We start from the raw sequence: 15071 nt of genomic DNA, 5'->3' as shown, positions 1-15071 counted from the left end.
TTTCCTTTTTAGTTTTTAATGGCAAAGAAAGAGGTCAATATTATGGGGAAAGCTTCCTCATCTTTTGGCGTAATCCGTTTTCTCACAGTGCTTTTTGCACTGCTGACGGGCGCGTTTATGCTGGTTGGTGGCGTTTGGTTAGCCGCCATTGGTGGTTCCTGGTACTACGTTATTGGCGGTGTGGTCATGTTGATCACCGCTATTCTGCTGTGGCGCCGTAGCGGCTCAGCGTTACTGCTGTACGCATTGCTGCTGTTGGCAACGCTGGTGTGGGGCGTATGGGAAGTCGGTTTCGACTTCTGGGCGCTGGCACCGCGTACCGATGTGCTGGTAATCTTCGGCGTCTGGCTGATTCTGCCGTTTGTGTATCGCGGTCTGAATAATGCCGGCAAAGGCGCGCTTGGTCTGCTGGCGGTCGCGCTGGTTGCCAGTGCGCTGGTGCTGGCATGGGCAGTGTTCCACGATCCACAAGAGCTGAACGGTGAAATTCCTGCTGCGGCGTCAAATGCCCCACAGGCGCAGCCGTTAAGCAACATCGACGATGCTGACTGGCCCGCGTATGCGCGTGACCAGCAAGGTACCCGCTTCTCCCCGCTGAAACAGATCAATAACGGTAACGTTAAAGAGCTGCAGGTTGCCTGGCAGTTCCAGACTGGCGACATGAAGACGCCAAACGATCCAGGTGAAATCACCGATGAAGTGACGCCGATTAAAATCCGCGACACGCTTTATCTCTGCTCACCGCACCAGATTCTGTTTGCGCTGGATGCGAAAACCGGTAAGCAGAAGTGGAAATTTGATCCGGGCCTGAAGCCGAATCCAACCTTCCAGCACGTTACCTGCCGTGGCGTTTCCTACCACGAAGTGCCTGCTGCCGCTGATGCTGCCAACACCCAACCTGCGCTGTGCTCACGCCGTATTTACCTGCCGGTAAATGATGGTCGTATGTTCGCGCTGGATGCCGAAACCGGTGAACGTTGCGCGGCCTTTGGCAACAACGGCGAACTGGATCTGCAGCACAAGCAGCCAGTATTGACCCCAGGTCAGTACGAGCCGACGTCGCCGCCGGTCATCACCGATACCACCATCGTGGTGGCCGGTGCGGTGACCGATAACTACTCAACCCGTGAGCCGTCTGGCGCCATTCGTGGTTTTGACGTTAACACCGGTAAACTGCTGTGGGTATTCGATCCGGGCGCGAAAGATCCTAACGCGATTCCAGCTGATGAACACACCTTCACCATGAACTCGCCGAACTCGTGGGCGCCGGCGGTATACGATCCGAAACTGGATATCGTTTACCTGCCAATGGGTGTGTCAACGCCAGATATCTGGGGCGGTAACCGCACACCAGAACAGGAGCGTTATGCGAGCAGCGTACTGGCACTGAACGCCACCACCGGTAAGCTGGTGTGGTCGTATCAGACCGTGCATCACGATCTGTGGGATATGGACCTGCCGTCTCAGCCGACGCTGGCCGATATCACCGATAAAGATGGCAAAACGGTACCGGTGATTTATGCACCGGCGAAAACCGGTAACATCTTTGTACTGGATCGTCGCACCGGTGAGCCGGTTGTTCCTGCACCGGAAACCCCGGTTCCACAGGGCGCCGCTAAAGGCGACCACGTTGCACCAACTCAGCCGTACTCCGAACTGACCTTCCGTCCGAAAAATAATCTGACGGACAAGGACATGTGGGGCGCGACCCTGTATGACCAGCTGGTGTGCCGCGTGATCTTCAAGCGTCTGCGCTACGAAGGTCCGTTCACCCCGCCGTCTGAGCAAGGTACTCTGGTGTTCCCAGGCAACCTGGGCATGTTCGAATGGGGCGGTATCGCGGTTGATCCACATCGTCAGATTGCGATTGCTAACCCAATGGCGCTGCCGTTTGTGTCGAAGCTGATTCCGCGCGGTCCGGGCAACCCGATCGAGCCACCGGCTGACGACAAAGGCGGTTCAGGTACTGAAACCGGCATCCAGCCACAGTACGGCGTACCGTACGGCGTGGAGCTGAATCCGTTCCTGTCACCGTTTGGCTTGCCGTGTAAGCAACCGGCTTGGGGCTATGTCTCTGCAGTTGACCTGAAGACTAACGAAACCGTGTGGAAAAAACGCATTGGTACAGTTCGCGATAGCGCGCCAGTACCCGTTCCGTTCAAAATGGGTATGCCAATGCTGGGCGGCCCAATTACCACCGCGGGTAACGTGTTCTTCATTGGTGCTACCGCAGATAACTACCTGCGTGCATTCGACACCAACACCGGTGAAATGCTGTGGCAGGCACGTCTGCCAGCGGGCGGCCAGGCAACGCCGATGACCTATGAAGTGGATGGCAAGCAGTACGTTGTTATCGCTGCAGGTGGTCACGGTTCGTTTGGTACCAAGCTGGGTGATTATGTGATTGCCTACGCACTGCCTGATGCGAAGTAAGTTTTCGCGTTGAGGTAAAAAAGCGGGCTTTTTAGCCCGCTTTTTTTTGTAGGGTCGCCATTTATGGTGACCGTCATGAAATACGCACAGGAAGGTATTGTGCGGTTAATGCCAGGGTCGCCATGAATGGCGAACCAACGATTAGCGTTTACGCAGCACGCGTGCGTTTAGCAGCGCACACAGCGCCATAATCACGCAGGTCGCCAGAAACACCGGGCGCATGCCAAACGCGCCGCCGATAAAACCGCCAAACAGCGGACCAGAAACCTGGCCGACGTACTGCGCCGAAGTGGAATACCCCAGCATCTTCCCCACCTGCGACTGCGGCACGCTGTGACGAATCAGCGCCGTGACGCACGGCATTAAGCCACCCAGCGCCATGCCCATCAGAAAACGCAACACCACCAGTTGCCAGGCTTCATTGATAAATGCCTGCGGGATCAGCAGCAGCGCGCACGCTATTAATCCATACACCAGCACGCGGCCATGTCCCACGCGGTCGGCTAAACGTCCCAGACGCGGCGCGGATATGATGCTGCCGAGCGCCGCTGCCGCCATCACCAATCCTGCAGTGACCGTTACCGCGTGATCGCCGCTGACAAACTGGCCAATGTACAGCGTGATAATCGGCTCAATCGACATATTGGCGAAAATCAGCAACATCCCCGACAACCACATCAGACGCACCACCGGCAGATTCAGCGACTTTTCATCGTCGGCTGCGCTCTGCTGCGTTTTTTTGCCGGCAGAACGCGGCACCTCTTTCAGTAAAAAGGTGGTCGCCAGGAACGCGAGAAAGATCACTGCGCCAGTCAGCCAGAAGGTGTGGCGAATACCTATCAGCGGCGGTAATACTCCGCCCAGCAGCGGCCCAACCACGTTACCGGCCATGATGCCGGACGACAACACGCCAAGCGCCCAGCCGGTTTGCTCTTTTGGCGTTTGCGCCGCCACCAGAATGGTCGATCCCGACGCATAGCCGCCGAGTAAACCCGCCAGCAGACGCAGCGCCACCAATTGCCACGGCGCGGTGGCCATACCAATCAGCGACATGGCAATCGCCATGCCCAGGCTGGCGCGGATCAACATCAATTTACGGCCGTAACGATCGGCCAGTTTGCCCCACAGCGGCGCGGTCAATGCGGCGCTGAGGAAGGTGGCGCCATAAGCCGCGCCCGACCAGCGTGCAATCGCCGCCGGTTCCTGCACGCCAAGCTGTTGCACATAGAGCGGCAGAAACGGCAAGAGCAGCGTCATCGCCACGATAGTGCTGAACGAGCCCAGCACGCAGACAAATAAATTTCGCTTCCAGTGTTGCTGTTCGGGCGCTAACGCGATTGGAGGTTGCTGCATGGTGATATCCCTGTTTTTGCTTTTTTAGCAGGCTAACAGTGACCTATAAGAGAAGACAGCCTTGCAGTGATAATTACCAGGCGGCGCATTATTGTTGCCAGATAACAACAATCACGCCGTGCTGAGCGCGTTGATCAGCGCATCGCACAGCAAGGTTACCGGCGAGGAAGCCTGCGGCTGCTCTTTTAGCAATAAGTAGCTGTGCAGGCGATCCATTTGCCATTCCGGCAACACCTGCTGGATTTCGCCGCGCGTTAAGGCTTCCTGCGTCATATACGCCGGCAGATAAGCGATGCCAGTGCCTGCCAGCGCGGCATTCAGCAACGCCATGCTGTTATTGGCACGGAAACGGCTATGCACATCGAGCGCCAGACGCTGTTTATCACGGCGGAACGGTAGCGCAGCCGTGTGCGCCGGGCCGTGAAACAGCAGCAGGTCATGACGCGTGAGACGTTCGGGATGATCGATCGGTGCATGCGCCGCCAGATAATCCGGCGTGGCGTACAAGCCCCAATCAATGCTGCTCAGCTCGCGGTAGTTGGCGCCATCTGGCGCACGCGCGCGGATGACAATCGCGACATCAGCGCTGGGCTGCGGGTCATCGCTGGTGGTGAGATCAAGATCGACATTGATATGAATATGACGGCGGATAAAGGCATTGAGCGTCGGCACCACGCATTGGCAGCCATAGGTGATCGGCGCCTGCAGCCGCACATTGCCCGCGGGCAATTGATGCACCTGTTGCACAAAGGCATCGGCGCGATGCATCTCTTCCAGCATGCGCACACAAAACGGATAGTAAGCCTGGCCAAGCTCCGTTAGCACCACTTTGCGCGTGGTGCGCTGCAGCAGCTTGATACCGAGCCGCACTTCCAGCCGGGCCACTTCGCGGCTGACGTGAGATTTGGAGACGCCTAACGTGCGTGCGGCTTCGCTAAAGCTTTGCCGTTCTACTACGCGTGCAAACAGCATCATGGCGCTGAGATTGTCGCTGTTGTCCATGTTCTCTGACGGGCTAGATAAGTGAGAACCGTAGATTAAAAGCTAAGCCTGCAATAAGTCCATCATCGCACATTCCGTAGCGGCGCGATTTATCGCGCGTATCAATGGCGGCAGCTTGCCCATCCAGATATTGCGCAATAAATTGCGCCGCTACGAAACGCACCCAAGGGAATATCGGTGCCCATATCTCAACTCGCCATCGCCAGCGGGAACAGTAGCCGATCCGGCTCAACGCGACGTTGGCGACGCAGCTGACCCGGCGTCACGAGGAAATAGTTTTTGAAGGTGCGGGTGTAAGCCTGCTGAGTATCGAAACCGTAGCTCATCGCCACCTGCAAAATCGCTTCGTCACTGTTAATCAGCGTCAGCGCGGATTCGGTTAAGCGGCGCTGGCGAATGTATTCGGCCAGAGAGAAACCGGTGTGCTGACGAAACAGACGTTGCAGATGCCAGCGGGAGTATCCCGAGCGGCGTGCAACTTCATCCAGATGCAGATCGTGTCCTAAATTATTCTCTATCCAGTCCAGCAAACTACGGATAAATTCGCGCTGATTCATGGGATTCTCCTGCTTTGACGATATGTCCAGTGCAGCTACTGTAGCGCGTTAAATTTATCCCTTAATTAGCGGAAAATTAGCGCAGAATTAGCAAGCGGGAAAATCGGCCCTCCTAAATACTTCCAGCTGCAGAAAGGCGGCAAGTGTGACGGAGGGTAATTCTGCGCTAAGAATAGAGAGATAAACTGCGCTCAGTTAAGTTGGAGGGCATCATGCGTGTGCTGCTGGTAGAAGATGATGAAATGATTGGCGCCAATCTGCAGCAAGCGCTGGAAGCGGCGGGTTGGTCGGTGGATTGGGTACGTGATGGCGTATTTGCCAGCAATGCCTGGTCCGAAGGCGGCTATACCTGCGTGTTGCTGGATCTCGGATTGCCGCGTGAAGATGGCCTGCAGGTGCTGCGTCGGGCCCGCACGCGCGGCGATATGACGCCAGTGCTGGTGCTCACCGCGCGCGATACCGTGCAGCAACGCATTCAGGGATTGGACAGCGGCGCGGATGACTACCTGCTGAAACCCTTTGACCTGCAAGAGGTGCTGGCGCGCATGCGTGCCATTACCCGACGTCGCCACGGTGCGGCAGATTCGCTGCTGGGCAGCGGCGATGTGCAGATTGACATCATGACGCGCGAAGTGTTGTACAAAGGCCAGCGCGAACAGCTCACCGCTCGCGAATATGCCCTGCTCTACGCCTTACTGGAACGGCCGGGCGCCATTCTGTCGCGCGAACAGTTAGAAAACCGCATTTACGGCTGGGGCGAAGAGGTCAGCAGCAACGCCGTTGATGTCCTGATTCACGGCATGCGCCGCAAGCTCGATAACGAAGTGATCCGCAACGTGCGCGGACTCGGCTGGCGGGTACCGGCAATATGAAACCTTTCACTTTTATGCGCTCGCTGCGCAACAAACTGCTCGCCACGCTGGTGATTCTGCACCTGGCGATGATCGGCGGCGTTACCTGGTATTTCTATCACTGCTACGGCGACATGATGGGCACCATGAAGGACGATCAGCTCGCCAAGATCGCCGATGCGTGGGCCACCAGCCAGCGTATGCCTGCGTTAATGCCGATGGTGATGCATGCCGAGAAGCTGAAAAGCACCTATATCGTCCAGCTGTGGGACACCCGTAATCGGCTGCGCGCCAGTTCGTGGCCCGATTTACATGCGCCGCTGCAAAGCAAAAAAGGCTGGCACGATCTCAAAGTGGGTGACTGCGGCGATGACTGTGAATGGCGCGTCTATACGCGACCCGGCGAACTCGGCAGTGAAATCGGCAATATTCAGGTGCTGCACAATATCGGCTATATGAAGAGTCTGATGTTAAAACGGGCGCTATCGGCCATCATCCCGCTGGTATTAATGATGCCGCTCTCGCTGCTGGTCATCTGGCTAGTGGTGCGTGCTATTACGCGCGATTTACGTGTCGCGTCGCGCCAGATTGCCGCCCAGGAAACCCTGCATCCGCATACGCTTTCTCCCGATGGCTTGCCGGATGAAGTGCTGCCGCTGGTGGCGGCCTACAACTCGTTGCTCGATAAGCTGCGCGCCGCCTGGTCGTCACAGCGCCAGTTCCTCGAAGATGCGGCACATGAGCTGCGTACGCCAGTTACTGCGGTGACGTTGCAGCTGGAAAACCTAAGGCAACACATTCAGCCAGGCGAAGCCAGTCGTCAGTTCGATCAGCTGGAAGCCGGCGTCACCCGTACGCGCCATCTGGTCACACAGCTGCTGAATATCTCGCGTCAGGAAGATCAATCGGTGGTCGCCACGGTGGAAACCATCGAGCTGGACGACCTGCTGAAAGAGAGCATTGAACAGCTGATGGTGGTAGCGGATAAGCGCGGCATTGATATCGGTTTCAACGGCAGCGCGCACTATCGTCTGCAGGCCAGCCGCTCCGATTTACGCAGCCTGTTCGATAACCTGATCGGCAACGCCATGCTGCACACGCCGGAGGGCAGCCTGGTGGACGTGCTGCTGCATCGTGTCGGCAATCACACCGTGGTGGATATTGTGGATAACGGGCCCGGCATGGCGGAATCTTTCATCGATCGCGCTTTTGACCGCTTTACCCGTTCGCCCGATGTACAAGCCCAGGGCAGCGGCTTAGGCCTTTCAATCGTGCGCAGCGTGGCGCAGAAGCATCAAATGCAGGTGGCGCTGTCGAATCGTCATGATGCGCAGGGCCAGATTGCTGGCCTGCAGGTGCGCATTACCTTGCCATAACGCACACCGTGCCGTAGCGGCGCAATTTATTGCGCATTATCGCTGCGAGCACGGTGCCCGCTCCAAAACACGCGCGATAAATCGCGCCGCTACATCCTTTCTCTTCATCAAACACGTTTCCTGCTGTACGCGACACGTAAACGGTTGCGGGGTTCCGTTCGCCACCAGGCTTTTATGTGATAACGATCACATTTCCAGTGAATCAAACTGCAACACTTTTTGACAAACGTGACCAAAATCTATTTTCTATGCGTCTGTTACAGGCACATTACGCAAACTTGAAAATCTGGCGCTTCAGACCGGATATGACAACACACTGCCCATCCCCTGGGATCAATTTCACCCGATCGCGGCATCAGCCCGGCGATCACAAGCATGTGGTTAACATAATGAAATATAAAGCGTTGATAGCAGGGGCCTTATTGGCCAGCAGCTGGACTGGTGCGGCACAAGCAGCAGACAGCGATCCGCAGTACGTTTCGGATTGGTGGCATCAGAGCGTTAACGTGGTGGGCAGCTACCACACTCGTTTTGGACCGCAGTTCAATAACGACGTGTATCTCGAATACGAAGCCTTTGCCAAAAAGGATTGGTTCGATTTTTATGGTTACCTCGATCTGACCAACTTCTTTGGCGTCGGCAACAGCAACGCTAACGGCGTGTTCGACCACGGTTCGCCGATGTTCATGGAAATTGAGCCACGTTTCTCGATTGATAAACTGACCGGCACCGATCTGTCCTTTGGCCCGTTCAAAGAGTGGTACTTCGCCAACAACTACATCTATGACATGGGTCGCAACAGCGATAACCGTCAGAACACCTGGTATATGGGTCTCGGCACCGACATCGATACGCACAGCGATATCGGCCTGTCGCTCAACGTGTACGCCAAGTATCAGTGGGAAAACTACGGTGCGGCGAATGAGAACAGCTGGGATGGTTATCGCTTCAAGGTGAAATACTTTGTACCGATTACCGATCTGTGGGGCGGCAAGCTGAGCTACATCGGCTTCACCAACTTCGACTGGGGTTCAGATCTGCGTGATGAGTCCGATCGTTCACGCACCAGCAACTCCATCGCCTCCAGCCACATTCTGTCGCTGAACTACGATCACTGGCACGTTTCTACCGTGGCGCGTTATTTCCACAACGGCGGCCAGTGGGCTGACGGCCAGGAGCTGAATTTCGGTAACGGTCCGTTTGAAGTGAAATCAACCGGCTGGGGTTACTACCTGGTGGTGGGTTACAACTTCTAATCGACACGGTCGCCATTAATGGCGACCCTACGTTGTAGGGTGCGCATTTATGCGCACCTGGTTACAAACCGCATCCACCTTAAATCTGCGGCTTATACGCATTCACCATCCACGGCACGCCGAACTTATCGATCAACATGCCAAAACCGTTGGCCCAGAACGTTGGAGCCCAGCTTTTGGTGATGTTACCGCCCGCCGACAACGCATCAAACCAACGCTTGCCTTGCGCTTCATCCGGCGTGGATAAACTCACGGCAAAACCGCCATACTCCGCCTGCGGCGCGCCATCACTCAGCATAATTTCACCCTGCCCGATGCGCACATGCGCATGCATAATCTGCTCCGGTGAAAAGCTCACGCCTGAGGTGCAGCCCTCATCCTCCACCGGCGTTTCATCCGGCATATCGCCATAGGTCATCTTAAACAGCAGCTCGCCGTCGGTGGCCGCCAGGTAGAACGCAATCGCCTCTTCACAGCGACCGTTGTAGAACACATACGGGGTAACTTGCATGGTCTGTACTCCAAAAAGGGAACGTCCCCTGCAAGTGTAGTGCGCATTATTTATACAACTGCGAGCCAGGCCGCACTCTTACCTTTGCTGACATTGGCGGCGGAACAGTTGAGCCATATAGGCGCTCATCGGCGTCAGCGCGGTATCTTTGCGCTGGATAAGATAGAAAGTGGCCTTCGGCAGCGGTTCGTCGAGATCAAGTGCAATTAGCTGACCGCCGTGTGTCGGGTCTTCAATCACATCGCGCGAGATAATGCTGACGAAGTCGCTCTGCGCCACCAGGCTGGTGCAGGCCATAAAGGTCTCGCAGGTCACCACAATTTTGGGCGCCATGCCGCGTTCGCCAAACATATCGTGTAGCAACCGATAGTAGCTGCCCTGCGGCGTCGGCATCGTCCAGTCGCAGTGCTGCAGCTCTGCCAGCGTGCGCGCGTGCGCCATCGGATGCCCTTTGCGCATCACCACCTGATAATCCCGCTCCATCAGCCGTTCAAACACCAGTTCCTGATCAAGATGGTTTTGATCGTAAGTGTTGATGGTGAAATCCAGCTCGCCCTGGCGCAGTTCATGCACCATCGACACCAGCTGGCCTTCGACAATCCGCACCTTTACCAGCGGATACTCACGATGAAACTGCGTGATCACCTGCGGCATGATGGTGCGCGCAATGCTGCCACCCACGCCGATATTCACGCGCCCGCCGGCCAAGCCTAGCCGCTGCTGAATATCCTCCTGCGCCACCCGCAACTCTTCCAGCACCAGGCTGGCATGCTGAAAAAAGTTATCACCGATGTCGGTTAACGTGACGCCCTGCTGGCGCCGTTCAAAGAGTCGTGCGCCCAGCGCCAGCTCCAGTTCCTGAATCGCCTTGGTGAGCGCAGGCTGCGAGAGCCCGGACAAGCGGCTGGCGGCGCGAATACTGCCCTGCCGCGCCACGTCAACAAAGGCGCGCAACTGATGAAGTTTAAGATTAGCCGACATAGTTTTGATGATAACCGTTGTTTATCAGTAGCAAGATATTCGCATCTTATGCGCACCAAAACCATTGTGTAGATTCGAGTGAATGCATAAAAAATCAACACAAAGGAAATGCCGATGAAAACCCTCTCTGACCTCGTTCACGCCCGCGTGCCACAGATGCAAGCCTGGCGTCGCGATCTGCACCATTTTGCCGAATCGGGCTGGCTCGAGTTCCGTACCGCCACGCTGGTGGCGGAAGAGCTGCATCGTCTTGGTTATCAACTCAAGCTGGGCCGCGAGGTAATCGATGCTGACTCGCGCATGGGATTGCCCTCCGATGAGGTGCTGGCGCAACAGGAAGCGCGCGCACTGGAGCAAGGTGCGCTACCGCAGTGGATCAAGCACTTCTCCGGCGGATTTTGTGGCGTGGTGGCGACGCTGGAAACCGGTCGTCCGGGCCCGGTAATGGGTTTTCGCGTTGATATGGATGCACTCGATCAAAACGAAAGCCGCGCGAGCAATCATCTGCCGACGCGCGAAGGTTTTGCCTCCTGTAATGCCGGCATGATGCACGCCTGCGGTCACGACGGCCACACCACCATCGGCCTGGCGCTGGCGGGCGTGCTGATGGAGATGAAAGATCAGCTGAGCGGCACGCTTAAAATCATCTTCCAACCGGCGGAAGAAGGCGTCCGCGGCGCCAAAGCGATGGTCGCAGCGGGCGTGGTGGATGATGTCGATCTGTTCACCGCCATTCACCTCGGCACCGGCGTGCCTGCCGGTGAAATCGTCTGCGGCAGCGACAGCTTCCTCGCCACCACCAAGCTGGATGTGAATTTCACCGGAGTCGGCGCGCACGCCGGCGGCAAACCGGAAGAGGGGCGCAACGCCTTGCTGGCGGCGGCGCAGGCCACGCTGGCACTGCATAATTTGCCGCAGCACAGCGGCGGCGTAGCGCGCGTTAACGTCGGCGTATTACAGGCTGGCTCCGGACGCAACGTGGTACCCGACTACGCGCTCATGAAGGTGGAGACGCGCGGCGCGAGCAATGACGTCAATGACGATATCTATCAGCAGGCGCTGCGTGTGATCGCCGGTGCGGCGGCGATGTACGGCGTTGAATACGATGTGAAGCTGATGGGCGGCGCCCGTAGCTGCACGCCAAGCCAGCCGTGGGTGGCATTCATCCACCAGCAGGCCGAGGCGCTGGGCATTTTCACTTCAGTGGTCGATACCAAACAGCAGGCGGCAGGCTCTGAAGACGCCACCTACATGCTGGAGCGCGTGCAGCAGCGCGGCGGCCAATCCTCCTACGTGATTTTCGGCTGCGAGCTGGCGGCGGGCCACCATAACGCGAAGTTCGATTTCGACGAGGCGATCATGGCCACCGCGGTACAGACGCTGGCGACGCTGGCACTCAATCAAGCCCAGTTTGGAGGCCAACGATGAGCCACAGCGAATTTATTAATCACTACATCAACCAAAACCAGCCGCGCTTTAGCGCTCTTAGCGACGCCATCTGGGACGTGCCGGAAACCCGGTTTGAGGAGACACAATCGGCCGCGCTGCTGGCCGATGCGCTGGAGCAGGAAGGTTTTGTCGTGGAGCGCGGCGTCGGCAATATCGACACCGCGTTTATTGCCAGCATCGGCAGCGGTAAACCGGTGATCGCCATTCTGGGCGAGTTCGATGCGCTGGCGGGTTTAAGCCAGCAATCGGGCTGCGCCACGCCGCAGCCGCTGGTGGAGAACGGCAACGGTCACGGCTGCGGCCACAATCTGCTCGGCACCGCCGGTTTGGCCGCCGCCTTCGCCATCAAAGCCTGGTGGGCAGAGCACGGCCAGCGCGGCACGCTGCGCTTTTACGGCTGTCCGGGTGAAGAAGGCGGCTCCGGCAAAACCTTTATGGTGCGCGAAGGTCTGTTCGATGACGTTGATGCGGCAGTCACCTGGCATCCTGAAGGCTTTAGCGGCATGTTCAACCTCAGCACGCTGGCCAATATTCAGGCGGCTTTCCGCTTTAAAGGTGTCGCGGCGCATGCGGCAAACTCTCCGCATCTGGGACGCAGCGCGTTGGATGCGGTGACGCTGATGAACACCGGCGCCAACTTCCTGCGCGAGCACATCGTGCAGGAAGCGCGGCTGCACTATGCGGTGACCAACGCGGGCGGCGTTTCGCCCAATGTGGTGCAAGCCGACGCCGAAGTGCTGTACCTGATTCGCGCGCCGCAGCTCGATCAGGCGCAGGATATTTATCAGCGCGTGATTAACATCGCTAAAGGCGCGGCGCTGATGACCGACACGCAGATGACGGTACGCTTCGATAAAGCCTGCTCCAATTACGTGCCGAATCGCGCGCTGGAAGGCGTGATGGAGCGCTATTTGCATCAGTTTGGTTTGCCTGACTACAGCGAAGCGGAGCAGGCGTTCGCCGCCGAGATTCGTGCCACGCTGAGCAAAGACGATCTGCGCAACGCGCGCCTCAATGCGGCACGCACCGGCGGTGAAGCGGGCGTCGCCTGGAGCGAGGCGCTAGGCGATAAGATTCTGATGGATGAGGTGGCGCCTTATGCAGTGACGCGCGAGCTGCTTTACGGCTCAACCGACGTCGGCGATGTCAGTTGGGTAACGCCGACCGCGCAGTGTTTCGCGCCCTGCTTCGCCTTTGGTACGCCGCTGCACACCTGGCAACTGGTGGCGCAGGGCCGCACGTCAATCGCCCATAAAGGCATGTGTCTGGCAGCAAAAGTGATGGCCGCAACCGCGCTGACCTTGCTGCAGGATGACGAGGCGCTGGCGCGCTGCCGCGAGGAGTTCCAACGCGTGCGCCGCGAGCAGGCATACGTTTGTCCGATTCCTGCTGACGTAACACCGTCGAAATTAGCTTCCTAAGCAGTAATAAGCACCATCCGTAGCGGCGCGATTCATCGCGCATTTGAATGGCGACTCCGTGCCCATCCAGATATTGCGCAATAAATTGCGCCGCTACGATATGTACGAGCAGTAAAAACCACCTTAAAACAAAAAAATATAGCCCCCAAGCGGGCATGCAAACATAACAAGACGACTGACGAGGATTGACCTATGGAAGCCACCACGGAGAACCGCAGCCCCGGAAAGCTGTTTAGCTGGATTGAGCGCGTCGGCAATAAAGTGCCGAACCCCTTCTTACTGTTCGTCTATTTGATTGTGGTGCTGATGGTCGCCACGGCGATTATCAGCAGCCTCGACGTGGCGGTGAAGAATCCCACTAACGGCGAACTGGTGCGGGTGAACAACCTGCTGAGCGTCGCCGGGATTCAGTGGATCCTGCCCAACATCATCAAAAACTTCAGCGGATTTACGCCGCTGGGATCGATTCTGGCGCTGGTGATTGGCGCGGGATTAGCGGAAAAAGTCGGCCTGCTGCAGTCGCTCATGGTGAAAATGGCCTCGCGCGTCAGCCGTCGTTACGCCAGCTACATGGTGCTGTTTATCGCCTTCTTCAGCCACATCTCATCCGATGCAGCGCTGGTGGTGATGCCGCCGCTCGGCGCGCTGATTTTCCTCGCCGTGGGACGGCATCCGGTGGCGGGTCTGCTGGCGGCGATTGCCGGCGTAGCATCCGGCTTTACCGCCAACCTGCTGATTGTGACCACCGATGTGCTGCTGTCTGGCATCAGTACCGAAGCCGCCAAAGCGGTGAGCGATACCGTGCACGTCAGCGTTATCGACAACTGGTTCTTTATGGCCAGTTCGGTGATTGTGCTGACCATCGCTGGCGCGCTGTTGACGGATAAATTCGTCGAACCGCGTCTGCCAGCATGGAACGGCGGCAATAACGATCGCCTGCCGCCGCTCACCGCGCTAGAGAATCGCGGCCTGAAGGCCGCAGGTATCGCTGCGCTGGCGTTTATCGCGCTAATGGCGCTGCTGGTGGTGCCGGAACACGCGCCGCTGCGCGATCCCAAAAGTGGCGGCATCATTCCCTCGCCATTTATTCAGGGGATTGTGCCGATCATCATCCTGTTCTTCTTCGTGGTAGCCATTGCCTACGGTGCGGTGACGAAGCAGATCCGCCGCCCGGATGATATTCCGCAGCTGCTGGTGGATCCGATGAAGAGCATGGCAGGCTTTATTGTGATGGTGTTTCCGCTGTCGCAGTTTGTTGCCTTCTTTAACTGGAGCAACATGGGCAAGTTCATGGCCATCGGCTTAACCGATGTGCTGGAGAGCGCCGGGATTAGCGGTGCCCCGGCCTTTCTTGGCCTGATGTTCCTGTCGGCATTCCTGTGCATGTTCATCGCCAGCGGATCGGCCATCTGGTCGATCCTGGCACCGGTATTTGTGCCGATGTTTATGCTGCTGGGCTTCCATCCGGCCTTCGCGCAGATGATTTTCCGCATCGCCGATTCCGCGGTGTTGCCGCTGGCACCGATGTCGCCCTTCCTGCCGCTGTTCCTCGGCTTCCTGCAGCGCTACCAAAAAGATGCGCAGCTCGGCACCTATTACGTGCTGATCTTCCCCTATCCGCTGGTGTTCTTCAGCGCCTGGATTGTGCTACTGCTGGCGTGGTACGCGTTAGGTTTACCGATTGGTCCGGGCGTTTATCCCAGCCTGCACTAACCCTGCGCCATGGATGGCGATCACACTTCTGTGAACTGCAACGCATGTTGCCAAAATGTCACCGTGGCGCCTCTCGGCAACCCGTTACGAATTTATTATCCTGCTATTCCTTCGCTTGCTAACGGTTAATTATTTTTAAAACTCATCTCAGCCGTCAGCGGGTTCTGC

At 57.4% G+C, this 15071-nt stretch carries 12 protein-coding genes; 7 read left to right on the top strand and 5 right to left on the bottom strand.

Features of this window, described 5'->3' with window-relative positions; all coding sequences use genetic code 11:
• Positions 1–42 precede the first annotated feature (42 nt).
• Positions 43–2433, top strand: coding sequence for a glucose/quinate/shikimate family membrane-bound PQQ-dependent dehydrogenase (locus tag WH298_RS11520; RefSeq protein WP_007888498.1), 2391 nt, complete (start codon positions 43–45; stop codon positions 2431–2433).
• A gap of 141 nt (positions 2434–2574) precedes the next feature.
• Here the strand turns inward: WH298_RS11520 and WH298_RS11515 are convergent, their stop codons facing one another.
• The 3 genes from WH298_RS11515 to WH298_RS11505 all read right to left on the bottom strand — a co-directional run bounded on the left by WH298_RS11515 (position 2575) and on the right by WH298_RS11505 (position 5345).
• On the bottom strand, positions 2575–3786 hold the full coding sequence (locus WH298_RS11515) for an MFS transporter (protein ID WP_007888505.1): 1212 nt from the start codon (positions 3784–3786) through the stop codon (positions 2575–2577).
• Between the two features lie 111 nt (positions 3787–3897).
• Entirely contained in the window at positions 3898–4788 is an 891-nt protein-coding gene (locus WH298_RS11510) for a LysR family transcriptional regulator (RefSeq protein WP_007888507.1), read from the bottom strand.
• 188 nt (positions 4789–4976) lie between these two features.
• On the bottom strand, positions 4977–5345 hold the full coding sequence (locus WH298_RS11505) for a helix-turn-helix domain-containing protein (protein ID WP_007888509.1): 369 nt from the start codon (positions 5343–5345) through the stop codon (positions 4977–4979).
• Between the two features lie 212 nt (positions 5346–5557).
• On the opposite strand from WH298_RS11505, the gene WH298_RS11500 reads away from it, so the two are divergent.
• The 3 genes from WH298_RS11500 to WH298_RS11490 all read left to right on the top strand — a co-directional run bounded on the left by WH298_RS11500 (position 5558) and on the right by WH298_RS11490 (position 8828).
• A complete protein-coding gene (locus tag WH298_RS11500) occupies positions 5558–6217 on the top strand; it encodes a response regulator (RefSeq protein ID WP_180822892.1) in 660 nt (219 codons plus the stop codon).
• Positions 6214–7572, top strand: a complete 1359-nt coding sequence (locus WH298_RS11495; protein ID WP_007888513.1) for a sensor histidine kinase — start codon at positions 6214–6216, stop codon at positions 7570–7572. Before WH298_RS11500 ends, WH298_RS11495 begins: the two co-directional genes overlap by 4 nt.
• A 389-nt stretch (positions 7573–7961) precedes the next feature.
• Positions 7962–8828 carry a nucleoside-specific channel-forming protein Tsx gene (locus WH298_RS11490; RefSeq protein WP_036620733.1) on the top strand — a complete coding sequence of 289 codons (867 nt, stop codon included), beginning with the start codon at positions 7962–7964 and terminating at the stop codon, positions 8826–8828.
• 79 nt (positions 8829–8907) lie between these two features.
• Here the strand turns inward: WH298_RS11490 and yjdN are convergent, their stop codons facing one another.
• Both yjdN and WH298_RS11480 read right to left on the bottom strand, forming a co-directional pair.
• Positions 8908–9339, bottom strand: a complete 432-nt coding sequence (yjdN, locus tag WH298_RS11485; RefSeq protein WP_007888515.1) for a VOC family metalloprotein YjdN — start codon at positions 9337–9339, stop codon at positions 8908–8910.
• Between the two features lie 78 nt (positions 9340–9417).
• Complete coding sequence (locus tag WH298_RS11480; protein ID WP_049851303.1) at positions 9418–10320, bottom strand: LysR family transcriptional regulator; 903 nt, start codon at positions 10318–10320, stop codon at positions 9418–9420.
• 114 nt (positions 10321–10434) lie between these two features.
• On the opposite strand from WH298_RS11480, the gene WH298_RS11475 reads away from it, so the two are divergent.
• From WH298_RS11475 to abgT, 3 genes are all read left to right on the top strand, one after another.
• Complete coding sequence (locus WH298_RS11475) at positions 10435–11748, top strand: amidohydrolase (RefSeq protein WP_180822891.1); 1314 nt, start codon at positions 10435–10437, stop codon at positions 11746–11748.
• Positions 11745–13190, top strand: coding sequence for a M20 family metallopeptidase (locus WH298_RS11470; RefSeq protein ID WP_180822890.1), 1446 nt, complete (start codon positions 11745–11747; stop codon positions 13188–13190). The genes WH298_RS11475 and WH298_RS11470 overlap by 4 nt, the downstream gene beginning before the upstream one ends.
• 192 nt (positions 13191–13382) lie before the next feature.
• Positions 13383–14903 carry a p-aminobenzoyl-glutamate transporter gene (gene abgT, locus WH298_RS11465; protein WP_049851300.1) on the top strand — a complete coding sequence of 507 codons (1521 nt, stop codon included), beginning with the start codon at positions 13383–13385 and terminating at the stop codon, positions 14901–14903.
• Positions 14904–15071: the final 168 nt, after the last annotated feature.

The organism is Pantoea nemavictus (assembly GCF_037479095.1).
Classification (GTDB): Bacteria; Pseudomonadota; Gammaproteobacteria; order Enterobacterales; family Enterobacteriaceae; genus Pantoea; species Pantoea nemavictus.
The sequence above is the reverse complement of the archived record's forward strand: the minus strand, read 5'-3'. Positions and strand labels throughout refer to the sequence as shown.

Bases quoted from the DNA above. Each gene is read 5' to 3' on its own strand.
- abgT (WP_049851300.1), top strand. From the start codon at position 13,383: ATGGAAGCCACCACGGAGAACCGCAGCCCCGGAAAGCTGTTTAGCTGG.
- WH298_RS11490 (WP_036620733.1), top strand. From the start codon at position 7,962: ATGAAATATAAAGCGTTGATAGCAGGGGCCTTATTGGCCAGCAGCTGG.
- WH298_RS11515 (WP_007888505.1), bottom strand. From the start codon at position 3,786: ATGCAGCAACCTCCAATCGCGTTAGCGCCCGAACAGCAACACTGGAAG.
- WH298_RS11505 (WP_007888509.1), bottom strand. From the start codon at position 5,345: ATGAATCAGCGCGAATTTATCCGTAGTTTGCTGGACTGGATAGAGAAT.
- WH298_RS11500 (WP_180822892.1), top strand. From the start codon at position 5,558: ATGCGTGTGCTGCTGGTAGAAGATGATGAAATGATTGGCGCCAATCTG.
- WH298_RS11475 (WP_180822891.1), top strand. From the start codon at position 10,435: ATGAAAACCCTCTCTGACCTCGTTCACGCCCGCGTGCCACAGATGCAA.
- WH298_RS11520 (WP_007888498.1), top strand. From the start codon at position 43: ATGGGGAAAGCTTCCTCATCTTTTGGCGTAATCCGTTTTCTCACAGTG.
- WH298_RS11470 (WP_180822890.1), top strand. From the start codon at position 11,745: ATGAGCCACAGCGAATTTATTAATCACTACATCAACCAAAACCAGCCG.
- WH298_RS11510 (WP_007888507.1), bottom strand. From the start codon at position 4,788: ATGGACAACAGCGACAATCTCAGCGCCATGATGCTGTTTGCACGCGTA.
- WH298_RS11495 (WP_007888513.1), top strand. From the start codon at position 6,214: ATGAAACCTTTCACTTTTATGCGCTCGCTGCGCAACAAACTGCTCGCC.
- WH298_RS11480 (WP_049851303.1), bottom strand. From the start codon at position 10,320: ATGTCGGCTAATCTTAAACTTCATCAGTTGCGCGCCTTTGTTGACGTG.
- yjdN (WP_007888515.1), bottom strand. From the start codon at position 9,339: ATGCAAGTTACCCCGTATGTGTTCTACAACGGTCGCTGTGAAGAGGCG.